The sequence below is a fragment of the Bacteroidota bacterium genome, assembly GCA_039111535.1.
Lineage (GTDB): Bacteria > Bacteroidota > Rhodothermia > Rhodothermales > JAHQVL01 > JBCCIM01.
The window spans coordinates 19,730-33,465 of the sequence record JBCCIM010000052.1; the positions used below are offsets into that span (position 1 = coordinate 19,730).

14 protein-coding genes are annotated in these 13,736 nt (G+C 51.4%); 8 read left to right on the plus strand and 6 right to left on the minus strand.

Annotated elements, in window-relative coordinates:
• Positions 1 to 88 precede the first annotated feature (88 nt).
• The 4 genes from AAF564_10345 (at position 89) to AAF564_10360 (ending at position 5,238) form a co-directional block, all read left to right on the plus strand.
• The gene (locus tag AAF564_10345; GenBank protein ID MEM8485939.1) at positions 89 to 1,378 is read left to right on the plus strand and encodes a beta-propeller fold lactonase family protein; all 1,290 of its coding nucleotides are present in this window, start codon (positions 89 to 91) and stop codon (positions 1,376 to 1,378) included.
• 142 nt (positions 1,379 to 1,520) lie between these two features.
• Positions 1,521 to 3,359 carry a VCBS repeat-containing protein gene (locus tag AAF564_10350; GenBank protein MEM8485940.1) on the plus strand — a complete coding sequence of 613 codons (1,839 nt, stop codon included), beginning with the start codon at positions 1,521 to 1,523 and terminating at the stop codon, positions 3,357 to 3,359.
• Between the two features lie 338 nt (positions 3,360 to 3,697).
• Positions 3,698 to 4,810: a hypothetical protein gene (locus AAF564_10355; GenBank protein ID MEM8485941.1), complete on the plus strand. Its 1,113-nt coding sequence runs from the start codon at positions 3,698 to 3,700 to the stop codon at positions 4,808 to 4,810.
• A 68-nt stretch (positions 4,811 to 4,878) separates the two neighbouring features.
• The gene (locus AAF564_10360; protein ID MEM8485942.1) at positions 4,879 to 5,238 is read left to right on the plus strand and encodes a cupin domain-containing protein; all 360 of its coding nucleotides are present in this window, start codon (positions 4,879 to 4,881) and stop codon (positions 5,236 to 5,238) included.
• Between the two features lie 29 nt (positions 5,239 to 5,267).
• Here AAF564_10360 and AAF564_10365 read toward each other — a convergent pair whose 3' ends face one another.
• The gene (locus AAF564_10365; protein MEM8485943.1) at positions 5,268 to 5,642 is read right to left on the minus strand and encodes a VOC family protein; all 375 of its coding nucleotides are present in this window, start codon (positions 5,640 to 5,642) and stop codon (positions 5,268 to 5,270) included.
• 128 nt (positions 5,643 to 5,770) lie between these two features.
• Positions 5,771 to 6,571: a hypothetical protein gene (locus AAF564_10370; protein MEM8485944.1), complete on the minus strand. Its 801-nt coding sequence runs from the start codon at positions 6,569 to 6,571 to the stop codon at positions 5,771 to 5,773.
• Positions 6,572 to 6,713: 142 nt separating this feature from the next.
• Between AAF564_10370 and AAF564_10375 the strand changes: the two genes are divergently transcribed.
• From AAF564_10375 to AAF564_10390, 4 genes are all read left to right on the plus strand, one after another.
• The gene (locus tag AAF564_10375; GenBank protein MEM8485945.1) at positions 6,714 to 7,658 is read left to right on the plus strand and encodes a dihydrodipicolinate synthase family protein; all 945 of its coding nucleotides are present in this window, start codon (positions 6,714 to 6,716) and stop codon (positions 7,656 to 7,658) included.
• Positions 7,658 to 8,062: a hypothetical protein gene (locus tag AAF564_10380; protein ID MEM8485946.1), complete on the plus strand. Its 405-nt coding sequence runs from the start codon at positions 7,658 to 7,660 to the stop codon at positions 8,060 to 8,062. Before AAF564_10375 ends, AAF564_10380 begins: the two co-directional genes overlap by 1 nt.
• Before the next feature lie 175 nt (positions 8,063 to 8,237).
• A complete protein-coding gene (locus AAF564_10385; protein MEM8485947.1) occupies positions 8,238 to 8,564 on the plus strand; it encodes a PqqD family protein in 327 nt (108 codons plus the stop codon).
• A 61-nt stretch (positions 8,565 to 8,625) separates the two neighbouring features.
• Complete coding sequence (locus tag AAF564_10390) at positions 8,626 to 9,456, plus strand: hypothetical protein (GenBank protein ID MEM8485948.1); 831 nt, start codon at positions 8,626 to 8,628, stop codon at positions 9,454 to 9,456.
• 8 nt (positions 9,457 to 9,464) lie between these two features.
• Here AAF564_10390 and AAF564_10395 read toward each other — a convergent pair whose 3' ends face one another.
• The 4 genes from AAF564_10395 to AAF564_10410 form a co-directional block, all read right to left on the minus strand.
• Complete coding sequence (locus AAF564_10395; GenBank protein ID MEM8485949.1) at positions 9,465 to 10,751, minus strand: M24 family metallopeptidase; 1,287 nt, start codon at positions 10,749 to 10,751, stop codon at positions 9,465 to 9,467.
• 152 nt (positions 10,752 to 10,903) lie between these two features.
• Positions 10,904 to 11,305, minus strand: a complete 402-nt coding sequence (locus AAF564_10400; GenBank protein ID MEM8485950.1) for a hypothetical protein — start codon at positions 11,303 to 11,305, stop codon at positions 10,904 to 10,906.
• Between the two features lie 93 nt (positions 11,306 to 11,398).
• A complete protein-coding gene (locus tag AAF564_10405) occupies positions 11,399 to 12,538 on the minus strand; it encodes an OmpA family protein (protein MEM8485951.1) in 1,140 nt (379 codons plus the stop codon).
• Positions 12,539 to 12,694: 156 nt separating this feature from the next.
• Positions 12,695 to 13,627, minus strand: a complete 933-nt coding sequence (locus AAF564_10410; protein MEM8485952.1) for a PKD domain-containing protein — start codon at positions 13,625 to 13,627, stop codon at positions 12,695 to 12,697.
• Between the last annotated feature and the right edge of the window lie 109 nt (positions 13,628 to 13,736).

Here is a 13,736-nt window from a genome sequence, read left to right on the forward strand (position 1 = left end):
TTACCTCTTTAGCTTTCAGGATCCAGGCGGGCACATTTGGTTGCTCGCCTGGATTTTGATCTTTTATAACTTGGCACAAAGAAGATCTATGAAGCAATTCATCGTTGCCGGGTTTGCACTCGGCCTTCTCGTTTTTTCTGGTTGCAGTCAGTCGGGTGCGACAGTGCAGGCATCTACGCCCGCGCCTGAAATGCAGCCTATGGCTGCCAGCGAAGCAGCGCCCGTTACGCCTGAAGCAACAGCCGTTGTTGCCCGAACAGGCGAATATGTTTACGTGTGCAACCAGACCAGCGCTTCCGTTTCCGTCATTGATGTTGAAACGCTTGAAGTAGTTGACACTGTAGAACTTTCAACTTTTGGCTTTGACAAAAATGCCAAGCCCCATCATATCGCCGTTGAGGCTGATGGCGCGCACTGGTATGTATCGCTGATTGGTGCCAATCGCGTATTGAAATTCAACAACAAAAACGAGTTGGTTGGATCTTCTGAGTTTCAGGCGCCGGGTATGCTATCGCTACATCCAGATGAAGACCTGCTGTTTGTTGGGCGTTCCATGATGGCTGTTAATCCGCCAGAACGTATCGGCATGATTGAGCCGGCTACAATGGAGATCGAAGAAGTCGACGTATTCTTCCCACGCCCACATGCACTGATCGTTGACCCTCGCGGTGACTTTGTGTATTCAGGCAGCCTTTCTGTTAACCAGTTTCTCAGCATGAATATCGATTCTGGTGAGATTAACCTGGAGCGCCTCGAAGGCAATACAACCCATACTTTCGTGCAGTTTGCCGTCTCTCCTGATGGCAGCCGGATGGTTGTTGGCGGCCAAATGACTGGCCAGGTATTTATTTTTGATACGTCCAATCCGGAAGAAGTAGCACTGCTTGCGACGGTCAAAGTTAATGGCGCACCATGGCATCCAACCTTCACGCCGGATGGACGGTTTGTCTACTTTGGCAACAAAGGCACCGATACGGTGACTGTACTTGACGTAGAAAAGCAGGAAGTTGCTACCGTGATTGAAGGCGAAGGCCTCTCGCAGCCCCACGGTATCGCCATTTCAAAAGATGGCAGCAAGGTATTTGTGTCCAATAATAACCTGCGCGGTGGATACAAAACGATGGACATGAGTGGCGGCAAAATGGACCATGGCAAGATGGACCACGGTGCAATGAACCATGACGAGGAGGATGATAAAAAAGAAGGCGACATGGATCATGATAAAATGGACCATGGTAAAATGGGTCATGGCAAAAAAGAAGCTGCCAGTGAAGATGAAGTAGGTACCCTGGTTGTGATAGATACCGCCACAAATAAAGTGGTGAAAGTTATTGCGCTAGGTTTCTATCCTTCGGGTGTTGGGACCAACCTGCACTAAAGATTTAGCATCTTGCAATTTTCTTTTAGCCCGCGAGGCGTTAGATTTTGGGACCTGACCGTTAAACGTCAGGTCCTTCTTGTTTAAGCTGTATTCGAATTCCTGGTTGCTTATGTTGGCCGGATCAAATTATAGACAGTCCATGATGTACAGAATTGTAGGAAGCCTTGCGCTGCTCGTGTTTATGGCCGGTTGTGCGGCCGGCCCCAAGGCTACAACAACACCCAATAACGCGGATGCACCGGAGCTGCCGATGTTTCTTCGGCAAGTTGTCCCGTTTGACGTGCTGGATGCAGCAGGGAATCCGTATGATTTACCTTTCCTGGGCGGCCTGAATGTACCCCGTCCCCAGTTTGTTGATATAGACGGCGACGGCGACGATGACCTGTTTCTGCAGGAAGTCACCGGGCGTTTGATGTATTTCGAGCACATGCGCGAAAACGGCGAATCAAGCTATGTCTGGCGTTCCGACGATTTTGACGGTGTTAAAATTGGAGAGTGGAGCCGCTTCTTTGATATGGATGGTGATGGCGATTTTGATTTGCTTACCGAGCAGCCGTACAGCTATGTCAAGTATTACCGTAATGACGGCACCGTTAACGAGCCGGCGTTCACAATGTTGACGGATACGCTGCTTACAGCGGAAGGCGAGCCTTTATTTGCTGATCGTCAGAATATCCCCAACCTTACCGATATCGATTGTGATGGCCTTGTAGACCTGTTTATTGGTCGGGTAGAAGGGACCGTGATGCGGTACGAGGCGCTGGCGAAAGTGGAAGACGGTTTGCCGCGCTTTGATCTGGTCACTGAGCGTTTTGAGAATATCGAAATCATCGGGCAATTTGGCTCCATGCATGGTGCAAATACACTTGCCTTCTTTGATGTAGACAATGATGGGGACCAGGACCTGTTTTGGGGGGATTTCTTTGAACCCAGTCTGCTGTTCATCGAAAACACGGGTACCTGCAGTTCGCCTGTTTTGCAAGGAGAACCCCTGGCATATCCAACACAGTCCCCGATGAGCACCAGTGGTTACAATGCGCCGGCGTTTTCTGATTTCGACGGTGACGGCGACAAAGACATGTTTGTTGGTGTACTTGGTGGTGCGTTTAACCCCAATCTGACCTCCGCAGATAATTTATACTATTTCGAGCGCGACGCACAGGACAATTACTCGCTGGAAACGCGTCGCTTTCTCTATGGCCTCGATGTAGGGCGAGAAAGCATTCCGGTGTTTGTTGACCTCGATGCAGATGGTGACAAGGATCTCGTGCTCTCCAATAAAATTGAGCCTGAAGACTTTGATCTCGGACGCAGCCTGTACTTCGAAAATCAGGGTACCGCAGAGGCGCCGCACTTTGCACTTGCCGACACGATGGATTTTGAGCCAGCCTATCACTACGCGCCGGCTTTTGCCGATCTGGATGCAGATGGCGACCTGGATGCATTGGTGGGTACATGGAGCAAAGGCATTGCCCTGTATACCAACAAAGGCACTGCAACCAATCCCAATCTGGTCCCTGAAAATACCAGTTACCTCAAACTCACGCGTGGTAGCAATAGTACACCCGCGTTGGTAGATATTGATGCTGACGGAGATCTCGACCTCTTTGTCGGGGAGGCGTCCGGGACCATCAATTTCTACATGAACAACGGCGCCGTAGGCGCACCTAAGTTTGAGCTCGTATCAGATGAGTACCTGGATATCGACGTAGGGCGCAGGAGTGCGCCGGCGTTTGTAGACCATGATGGCGATGGCGACTTTGACATGTTCATCGGTCGTGAAGGGTATGGAATGCACTACTACGAAAACCAGGGCACCCCGGAAATGCCCAACTTTGTGCTAGATGAGACATTCTCGCTGGCGCTCCCCTCCTTGTCTGCACCCGCGTTTGTCGACATTGATGCTGATGGTGATCTGGACTTTTTCTCAGGGGGTGATGGTGGTGGACTGTTCTTCTATGAACGCACACGCCAGTAAGAGTCAGGTAATTGTTTTTGATTCGAAGCCCGCGCAACAACGCTGTTGCGCGGGCTTTTTTGTTGAAAGGCGAGTATCGAAACACCACAGTCTTTACATGGATTTGCCGTGTTTGCACCGTTTGCATTCCCGATCATTTCTGGAGCTTTACGCTTCGCGCTTCCATCTATCCTCCCGGCTCGTTTGTAGCTGAAGCATTGTGTTGAACACCCCTGTTTGTGCCGTTGGAGATGTTTGGATCAATCAAGGCAGCCTACGTGCCTGCCATTTTGCTCGTATTGTTCGTCTTTTGTGCCAGCCCCGTAAATACAGTAGCCTCTGATGTTGAGGTTTCGGGTGTGGACAGACGCCCGGGGTATGTGGTTGTCGATTTGGTGGTTAAGCGCCCACCTGGTGGCCAACAGCACGTGTTTACCGTGTCAGGCTTATACAATGCGCTGACTATTGCGCCCGGTGTCTCCATCACGAAGCTCAGTCAACAACTTGGGTATTGGGGGATAAAAACACAATTCCGCAATGGTGCGCGCGGCGCAACCCTCTTTTTCGAACAGTACGGGCGTGGCACCATAGCATTTGTCGACAGCCAGCCGCGCAGCAGCGGTACGCGCTATCAACTGCATCTCTACCTCGAGCAAGACCTGGATCTGGACGATTTTTACGGACGTGGTGTACAGCTCCTGGCTGCCGGCAAAGAAGCGGAGGCATTACATCACTGGCATTTTGTTCTTTCCCGCTACGGATTACATCGGGAGACCGTCTACGAACTTGCTGAGTACCACTTCGCCCGCGGCAATTTTGAACGTGCGGAAGAATTGTATGAGATAACGATCGATCTCGATGAGAGAACGTGGGTATACCCGGAGGCGCGTATCCGGTACGCAATAGCCGGCGATAAGCTGCCACAGGGATTAAGTACAAAGCACGGCATGTGTCTGGCTGATTATGTGCGCTATGGCAAAGGGGCGCAGGTTCTCAAGGCAGAGCAACTCTTGATGCAAGTCCGTAACCCTGTTAAAATGGACCCGGTAACCCCTATGACAAACCGGTCTATATTGCGCAAGATACAGCGAGGCCGGCAGGTGATAGTACATTTCTGGTCACCTGAATCCGATGACGGTTGGACTAGCCTGGGCAAGCTGTTTGCGTTCTCCGTTCGGCATCGAGAAATCCCGATCTATGTTGTGGCAACCCGGGATGGTAACCAACTCCGAATGCATGAGCGCCGGTTAACGAAACAATATGCTCCTTTTTGGCCATTGGAGGGCACGGGCAATGTGCAGTTTTTATACGATGAGGTAGGGCTTTTGCAGCAAACGTTATTTGGCGAAGGATCTGGTGCCACGAGGGCAATAGACACGCTTTTCCTGGAACGTGGTGCGGTACTGCGGCATGAGACGCGCGTTGAGGATTGGGAAGTGATCGGGCGGTTGCTACGCTGGAACAATGGATAAGCCGGCAGCGTGCCCAGCTTTTACCACCAGGCTACAGTTTTGGAGCCGCATCCACGCAGGTGTAAAAGATGGACGTAGTGAATTTGAAAGACAAACTTGCTCAGTTTGATGACCATTGGGCACCGAGGGTGATCGGCGAACTCAATGGACAGCATGTAAAGATTGCAAAGGTGCAAGGCGAGTTTGTGTGGCACCACCACGAGGAGGAAGATGAGCTTTTTTATGTTATAAAAGGGCAAATGCAGCTGCTTTTTCGCGACCGGGAAGTAACACTGAATCCTGGTGAATTTTGCATTGTGCCCAGGGGGGTGGAGCATAAGCCGGTTGCCAAAGAAGAAGTTCACCTGCTACTTTTTGAGCCGGCGTCTACGCTGAATACAGGAAACGTGCAGTCTGATCGTACCCGCGATACATTGGAGCGCATCTAGCCGCTGCCTGTTGGTCTGCGAAGTAAAGATCACCCAGATACCGCATGAAGGGCCACGCGATTGCCTTCGCTATCTTCAAAGTGGGCTACGAATCCGTGCTCACCACCAAGTGCCATTTTGCCCTGCAATACCTTTCCACCATGCAGTGGTACACGCGTGAGTACGGCGTCGATATCCTTGACGGAAAAGTAAACGAGGGTGCCTTCGTGTGAAGGTGTATAATGGGTCGGCGCTAGCATCAGGCAGCCTGTTGCGCCGGACGCTTTGGGATCATTGGGAAACCAGGCCATCTGCATGCCTGGAAGCTCGTTGAGCTTGAGGTCAAATTCCAGTACGGCTTCGTAAAAAGAAATGGCCCGGGGCATATCGGTTACGGGTATTTCAAACCAGTTGATGGGATTCATGATCAGGGGAGAGGTTGATGGACTCGATTGGTTGTTTAAATAAAATAACAACCCGTTGCTATAAAAAAACCCGACAACCAGCTGGTTGTCGGGTTTTTTGTTTTTATATAGCTGTGGGTCTATTGGTACTAAGATGGCGAGCAGGCTGCATCTTCGAGGCTGGTATCCCAGCATCCCATTGTGCCACCGTTGAAGTTTGTTGCAGAGATCGAGCCTTCGTTGGTTGTAGCATCCCAGGATACATCATGGGTAATGGCTTCAGAAACCTGTTGCCAGACGAAGGAACGTGCCGTGCCATTCTCACGGTATTCTACAGAATCGCCGGCGCTTTGCGCTGCTGATTGAGGGATACTGAATGTAATCGTTTTTTCTGTATCACCTGTCGCGTAGCTTGCATTCAACACATTGGCTGATGCACCATCGAGGTAGTAGAACAACTGCCACGACCCAACGGCGCCGTTTTGTGATGTCTCGGCAGAGAACAGTTCAAAGTTCTCCAGTGCGTCACCTGAAGCAGGATCTGTTGTTGTGATGCGCATGCTCCAGGTTGTTGCATCCCCGTTGCGCGTCGCCGAGAGCGTATAGCCGATGCTTTGCGCGCCACTTGCGGCAGAAGCACTCCACACCCAGGCGCCATCCTGAAATACAGGGTCGGCTTCGAGGGCGCTAATTGTTGTTATAGAAGGAATAATCAGGTTTGCTGAAATGATGAGCGACACAGGCCATACCCGCAGGGCTGCGGCTGTGAAGTTTACACCCGGCATTTCATTTTTTGCGGTAGTCTGGTTGAAAAGGTCTACCGGTAGGGAAAAGACTTCACTCGGAATTACATCCGGTGCTTCATCTTCTGTGTTTGTGCTGTCGCAGCCTGTCAGCGTAATAAAAGTGAAAGCTGCAAGTAATAGATATATGCGATTGGAAATTTTCATGGTTATTCGCTTGAACGTGATTAGTGCGCGCGAAGCTGTGGGGCAAACGCTATATTTCAAAAGGTATGCCGCGTTCGTGCAAAACCGTACTTCTGCGCCTGTATAAACCAATGCGAAAATTCCAGCCATATTTTCCCTTTACATGACAAAAAATAGCTTGACGCACCCATTTGAGCGACCACAGGGCGTTTTTGCAGCTACCCTTACGCCAATGGATGAGGATTATAACGTTGATATTGCGCTTTTAGCAGCCCATTGTAAATGGTTGTTGGCGCATGGCACCAATGGCATCGTACTGTCGGGCACAACCGGGGAAGCCAATTCTCTTTCTGTTGATGAGAAAATGAAGGTGCTTGATGGATTGCTGGCACAGGGTATTCCCGCTTCGAAGCTCATTGTAGGGACAGGATGCTGTGCCTTCCCGGACACGGTTGCGCTGACGCGCCACGCTGTTGCGCAAGGGGTTGCCGGCGTCCTTATGCTTCCACCGTTTTACTATAAAGGTGTATCTGACGCTGGTTTGTTTGCCAGCTTTTCTGAAGTAATCACGCGGGTTGGGGCAGATGACCTGCGCATTTATCTATACCATTTCCCGAAAATGAGCATGGTCCCTTTCAGTCTGGACCTGATTTCGCAGCTGTTAATGGCCTATCCTGCCCAAATTGCCGGCATCAAGGACTCAAGTGGCGATTGGGGCAATATGTCGGCTATGGTTAGAGAATTTCCAGGGTTTGATGTTTTTGCCGGGAGTGAGGCCTTTTTGTTGGATATTTTGCAAGAAGGCGGGGTTGGATGTATATCTGCATCAGTCAATATCACAAGCCCCCTTGCCGGCGATGTGTACCAGCACTGGCAGGATGCATCAGCAAATGGCTTACAGGCCAAGCTGACGGCCGTCCGCCATGCTTTTCAGGCCTATCCGTTCATTCCAACGCTAAAAGGGATTATGCACCAGCGTTCCGGACATGCCAGTTGGCAAGCCATGCGTCCGCCGCATCTGCCGGCATCTCAAAGTGAGATCGACGCAGCTCTGGCGTCTATGGCAACACTTGATTTTACCCTTGAACCAATCAATTACGCAGTATAATGTCTACCACACCACAACCCGATTTTCGCGCCATCATGCCTTTTATAAGGCTCGGTATGCTGCTCACAGTAGTTGCAGCAGGTGGTTTTCTGTGGTATGGCATAGGTGTAGCAGACAACCCGCTCGATTTTGACCGTCAGACGCTGAATCTGGTGTTTCTTTTTGCATTTACGGTTGCAGCGTTTGTCGTGATGCGGGTACGGCGCCAGCTTGAGGGAGATCTTGTTATGCATAAAAAGAACCTGCTCATTTTACTGGCCTGGTCCGTTGCTGAGGGGGTTGCTTTGCTGGGTGTCGTGCTCATGTTAACCGGCGACGCATCATTTTTTGTTGCCGGCCTTATCGTATTGCTGATGACATTTGGTGTGTTACCAATTCCGGCAACCGCTGAAGAGGAACGATGAATACTATAGCAGCAGGTCCCAATCACAGGTGTTGATCGAGCGATCGCTCCGGGGATTCTTCTTGAAGAAGCCTAGCTGTGGTATCCATTGGATTGGAAATTGCTACCTGAAACAAGGGTACAATGCCAGTCCAGTGCCTCCTTCCGCTTGTTAATTTCGGAGAAATCGTACAGTCATGCACCATTCAGAAGCACCAACAGACATTCCTCTTTCTTTTAGCCCGCATAAAAAAGCCGGCGTGATGGCGCAGCAGGTTCTCGATGAAATGGTGCTGTATGACGACAATACCGAAATGGGGTACTCGTTGAATGCTTCCGCCCGATTTATTTGGGATCTGTGTGATGGCGAGCGTACCCTGGGCTCTATTTGTGAGGAAATTGCCCGCGACCTGGAAGTAGATGCTGCCATGTTGCACAAAGATGTTCAAACCACCGTTTCCGAATTGTTGAAACTGGGCCTGCTCAAATCGGGCGTAGAGGAATCAGAGTCTGCCAGTTCTTAATTCTACCACTGCCGCAGCACACATTGAAGGCTGCATAGCTACGTTTCAGGAAAACCTGGATATGGTTACCCCAGATCACAAATATTATATCTCTTTTGCAAGCCAGGAAGTGGCTATCCAGTCGGAGGACCCGGATGTCATCGCGCCGTTTTTGCTTGCATTCCGGGAGCTGTTGGTGGATGTGCCGGCAGACTTGCTTGGTACGCTCTCCATTGTGCACGACGGTGACGGATACCGGGTAGATGGTGCAAAAATGTTTGAGGGTGAGCAGGAGAGCCCGCGTGGTGTATTGCAATGCCTGAAATTTGAGGTCATTCACCGATTTGTGGAGGTGCACCCCGAGCTTTTGTGGTTGCATGCCGGCGCAGCCTCGCTGGATGACAAGGCCATTATGCTTTGTGGTGCCTGGGGTAGTGGAAAAAGCACAATGGTAGGAAATCTGTGCAAAAAGGGATGGACCTATCTCTCTGATGACATCGTCCCGATTCATATGGAAAGCGGCCAGCTAGTTTCTTTTCCGCTTACCCCCATGATGCGCGCGCACGACGCCCAGGATCATGCAACGAAGCTCTCCGCTGATGCGGTAGCCAATTTAAACAAGCAAGTTGTGGAGCTTGCAGACGGGGCCTATGCTACGCGCGAGCAGTCGCTGGCTGCCATCGTTTTTCCACAATATGACCCCAAAGTTTCTAAAGTAGCTTTGACGGCCATTTCGCCGGCAGCTGCTACGCTTGAATTGCTGCGAAACTGCCTGAACCTGAAATACCACAAAGAAGACGCCGTGCAGTTTCTTGGTACGCTCGTTGAAAAGCTCCCCGTGTATATGCTGCGATATAACGACGGCGTCAAGGCTGCAGAGCTACTGATTGGTGAGCATAGGCAGCTGGGTTAGCACGGTCACTACTGTTTGTTTATTGGATCATTTCTTGGTATCAACCACAGCGTTTTCTGCCGGCCATCGATGTACCAGGTGGATTCGCCATCAAAAAAAGCATCTTCTTCCAGCATAACCCGGACGACCTTGTTGTTCCATTCAGGAATCGGGACGCGGGCATTGAGTTCAATCGAGTACGCAGTGTTGGGGTACATCGGGTAGTCGCCTCTGCCGGCCACGCCGCCTTGTTGATCCCACAACCCGATTGTGGGGCCGGCGCCATGTCCCTGAAAGCCAATAGGGTGGGTGTAAATGGACGGTGTAATTTGCTCTGCAATGGCCTGGTCGCGTGTGGCTTTGAGGATTTCGTTTCCGGTGCGTCCTGTTTTGAAGTGAGACGTAAGGATATCTTGCAGTCTGTTGCCTGTTTTCAGGGCTGCAACCAATCCTGCAGGTGCCTCTGTTTCTCCAGGTTTCAGCACATAGGCATGTTGCTGAGTGTCCGTATTGAGGCGCAGGTAGGTAATGCCAAAGTCTACGTGGATTAAGTCGCCAGGCTGGATGATGTCGGCTGCCGGCTTGGAGGCAAAGGAACGATTGGTATCCGCTTCATCGTTGCGCTGGATGGAGACGCTGGGATGAAACCAGGTGACGAGCTTGAGTGCGCGAATCCGTTCTCTGTACCACCACTCCACATCCGAAGTTGTTGTGACGCCGGGTTGGATTACCTGCTCTGAAAGACCCTCTGCAATGATTCTGTGTGCAATCCGGCAAATCATTGGGTAGACTTGCATTTCTGCAGCTGTACGCGTTTCGAGCCACCCGATAGCAAGGTTTTCGCCAGAGACCACGCGGTCATGGAATGCGGCGGGTAACGCACCCATAAACCCATCATACTCCGAGTCTGTCAGGCCATCTGCAAGGCCAAACGTAGTCGATCGGTTAAGCGCAATTTTGTTGGGGTTGGCGAGCGTTATAATTTCGGCCAGTCGTGCCCACTGGTCGGGTTCTTCTTCTGGATTCCAGCCGCTTGGAAAGAACTTGCCGATATCATAGCGGGCTACGGCGATCCGCTCAACACCCTTCTCTTCGCCATGATCAAAAAAAACGAGGACTGTGCGCCGGCGCGCTGCAAGCCAGGTTGCGGGCAGCATGCTGCGTATGACGGGATCTTCATTGTATTCTCTGGCACTTACAATCCACATATCAATCCCATTGCGTCGCATAAGTGCTGGGACAACGTTTTCGAGCCTGTCCAGCAACAACTGATCAACAAGGGCAGCACGCGCCTTCATGGGGAGAATGGTGGGCATGTGCTGAGCATTGGTATGCTCCAGATCGGTGCCAAGGGCTGAACACAGCAGCGTTAAAGCCAGAATACGGTACTTCATGGTATCATTGCATAGTTAAGCGAGCTATGCAAAGTACGTAAAGCGAGGAAGAGATGCGTGTAGCTTATAAGGTGTCAGGATTCAGACGGGAATCCGTCTTCTGGCATTTGAATGCCGAGGGAGTCTGGGACGTTGTTGTCCTGTAGTTCTGGATTAACGAGCGACACCATGGGCATGTCGAGCGCCGTCAGGAATTTCCCGAGCGCGGCAACGAGGAATTCCTGTTGCAATTCCACCATTTCAGCGTCGAAACGCCCCCGCTCGTCCAGGTGACCGCGGATATCCAGGTACAGTACGCGTGGCCAGTCGGGATACTTCTTTTGTGCTTCGGCGATCAGGCCAAACAGGTCTTGGGCTGCCTTGTCGAAGTTGTGTGTTTCTTCAACGACGTGGTACAGCGACACGGTATTGTCGAAGTTCATCGCAATACCAGGCTGTTCTGGCTTGTTGTAGCTGGGTATGATAGGAGGGTTCATTGCAGATTTTTTTGGGCGAATTCCAACCTGCCCCATTAACTAAGATGGGCTGAAATAAGTTCTATCTGCAACGATCGCCGGCAATGGGTAGCATTACGGACGCTGGCCCGGGAATGCTTCGCAGCCGACCATAACAGATTCAACACGCCGATTCACGAGGCAATCAGGGTCCTCTTTGCGCAAGCAAGAAAGGGCTGTGCCGCGCTCGCGGATGGCGAGCCTGTCTGTGGCAATGCCCTCTGTGGTATAGAAGTCAAAAACAAACGCTGCCCGTTCGCGCGAGATTTTTAGCGCTTGAGCTTCCGTATCCGCGCCGTCTGTGTGTCCCACAATACGGGCGCAACAGCGCGGGTTGAGTTGGAGTGCTTCGACGTTTTCGGCGAGGAGTGCCATCGTCTGACCTGTAACATCTGCACTGCCGGCATCAAAGAATACGGTATTCAGGTCAGCCAGTACGCAGCGGTCGTCTGGGAAGTCGGGTGCGGGTAGCGGCGGATTGTAAGGCGGAATGACGAGGGGATCTGGCAATTCAGCCGGCGGAATTTCTTCGGCTACCCGTCTTATTTTTGCGAGGTTGAACCGCATGCCAAACATAACCAGTGATGTATTGTGTGGATTGCGGTTGCCTTCGTTGCGGCCAACGTAGTTGAAGTTGATACGGAAGCTGGCGTCTGCGAATACCGAAAAGCGGTGTGAAACCGGGTAGTCAACGCCAAGGCCAAAAGGCAGGGTGAAGACGGAGCGGTCTGGGCCAGGCGTGCCAGCGTTTGGCTGGTTGATCTGCCCTGAAGGTGCACCAAATGGATCTGCGATTAGGGTGCCAAATCCTGTATAAACGTAGGGGAGAAAGAGGCTGGTAGAGCCGCGGCGCAGCGTATAAATAATTTGGGGTTCAAACCAGAACAGCTCCCGGTTTAGAAATTCGTTGCTTGTGAGTCCGCCCTCAGTGTCGAGGGAGCTCAGGTTGGTTAGTCCAGCCATGCCCCGGAAAAAGAACTTGTCTCTTACGATGGGGAAAGAGCCGAGCAGGATGCCGGCTACATCGCTGGATCTGGTAAAATTGGCGTTGCTGCGAACATCGTTGAGATCAACGCGGCCATGGTATGTAAATACACCAAGTGCCACGCCAAAATGCGCCTGTGAGCCACGCAGTTGTGTGCGCTGGGCCTGGGCCTGGGGGCTCGCAAATGCCAGCAGGAGGGGGAGTAGCAGCAGAAAACGTAACGTCTTCATTGTATTTGATTGTAGATTTGCCAGAAGCGTACGAAGAAATGTCGTTACATAATGTGTACCAAACGGGCATTGTTCCAAAAAGAAAGGCGAACCCGGTATGGGTTCGCCTTCTTTCGCGCAAATAAGCGCTAAACTGTTTCGAAAAAGCTACTGGGCTTATCGAATTGGGATGGTGTCAGCACGACGGAACTGCTCAACACCTTCTTTTTTGCTGGTTGTACCACGCTGCATGCCAGTACCTGTAGCCATTGAGCGGCTAACGGCAACGCCATTGTCAACGTAGAACTGCTCAACAGCGCGAGCGCGGTCTTCAGACAGGCTCTGTGCGTTGCGCTCACCAGGAGCTGCAATACCCTGAATGCTTACGTTGGTGTTTGGGCAATCCTGGAGAATTTCGAGGTTCTCCTGCAGTGCTGCACGAGCTTCGTCGGTAAGTACGCTTGAGTTGCGTGCGAAGAACGCGGCGTTCATTTCAACAACTTCAGAGCAGTAGTCAGCTTCGTACTGGTTGACCGTGATGGTCATTGTACGAGAATCAGAACCTGCGTTGTTTGAAGCGCGCAGGGTAACGGTGTACGTACCAGGCGTATCAAACGTGTAAGATGGGTTTGCAGAGGTGCTGCTTCCCATGTTGTCGAAAGACCAGCTGTAGCTGACAGGTACATCGCCGCGAACGTTCGAAGAGAAGTTCACAGGGGTGCGTGTGTCAGGGTTCTGCGGGTTAGCGCTGATGGTAACAACTTCTGCCGGCACAGGAGGACGGTAGACAACAACCGTTGCTTCACCGGTGTCTGGCCCCTTTTTGTTGCTTGCGGTTACAGCTACACGGTACGTTCCTGGCTGATTGAAGGAATGTGTCGTGGCTTTGCCGATGCCGGTTCTGCTATCGCCGAAGTTCCAGTTGTATTCGATTGGGTCGCTTGCGTCTTCGTTGATCATCGCAGTAAAAGTACCGGACTGGTTGATCCGGAGGCTATCGGGACCTTCAACATCAAGTACTTCAACAGCCGTTTTACAACCGACCATGCTCATTGCACCTATAAACAAGGCAAAGGTTAACAAGAGCGAGGAGCGTAGGTGTTTCATCATGTTTGTTCTTCTTACGTGTATTTAGAAAAACCAAAAAAATGGGTCTCGTGACATTCAAATAATGTATCAACCGCTTACAGAGAAGCAGTGGTACAGCGCTGAAGTTAAC

Coding starts and splice junctions, on each gene's coding strand:
- AAF564_10360 (MEM8485942.1), top strand. CDS start 4,879: ATGGACGTAGTGAATTTGAAAGACAAACTTGCTCAGTTTGATGACCAT.
- AAF564_10365 (MEM8485943.1), bottom strand. CDS start 5,642: ATGAATCCCATCAACTGGTTTGAAATACCCGTAACCGATATGCCCCGG.
- AAF564_10410 (MEM8485952.1), bottom strand. CDS start 13,627: ATGATGAAACACCTACGCTCCTCGCTCTTGTTAACCTTTGCCTTGTTT.
- AAF564_10375 (MEM8485945.1), top strand. CDS start 6,714: ATGACAAAAAATAGCTTGACGCACCCATTTGAGCGACCACAGGGCGTT.
- AAF564_10390 (MEM8485948.1), top strand. CDS start 8,626: ATGGTTACCCCAGATCACAAATATTATATCTCTTTTGCAAGCCAGGAA.
- AAF564_10400 (MEM8485950.1), bottom strand. CDS start 11,305: ATGAACCCTCCTATCATACCCAGCTACAACAAGCCAGAACAGCCTGGT.
- AAF564_10395 (MEM8485949.1), bottom strand. CDS start 10,751: ATGCCCACCATTCTCCCCATGAAGGCGCGTGCTGCCCTTGTTGATCAG.
- AAF564_10385 (MEM8485947.1), top strand. CDS start 8,238: ATGCACCATTCAGAAGCACCAACAGACATTCCTCTTTCTTTTAGCCCG.
- AAF564_10380 (MEM8485946.1), top strand. CDS start 7,658: ATGTCTACCACACCACAACCCGATTTTCGCGCCATCATGCCTTTTATA.
- AAF564_10350 (MEM8485940.1), top strand. CDS start 1,521: ATGATGTACAGAATTGTAGGAAGCCTTGCGCTGCTCGTGTTTATGGCC.
- AAF564_10405 (MEM8485951.1), bottom strand. CDS start 12,538: ATGAAGACGTTACGTTTTCTGCTGCTACTCCCCCTCCTGCTGGCATTT.
- AAF564_10345 (MEM8485939.1), top strand. CDS start 89: ATGAAGCAATTCATCGTTGCCGGGTTTGCACTCGGCCTTCTCGTTTTT.
- AAF564_10370 (MEM8485944.1), bottom strand. CDS start 6,571: ATGAAAATTTCCAATCGCATATATCTATTACTTGCAGCTTTCACTTTT.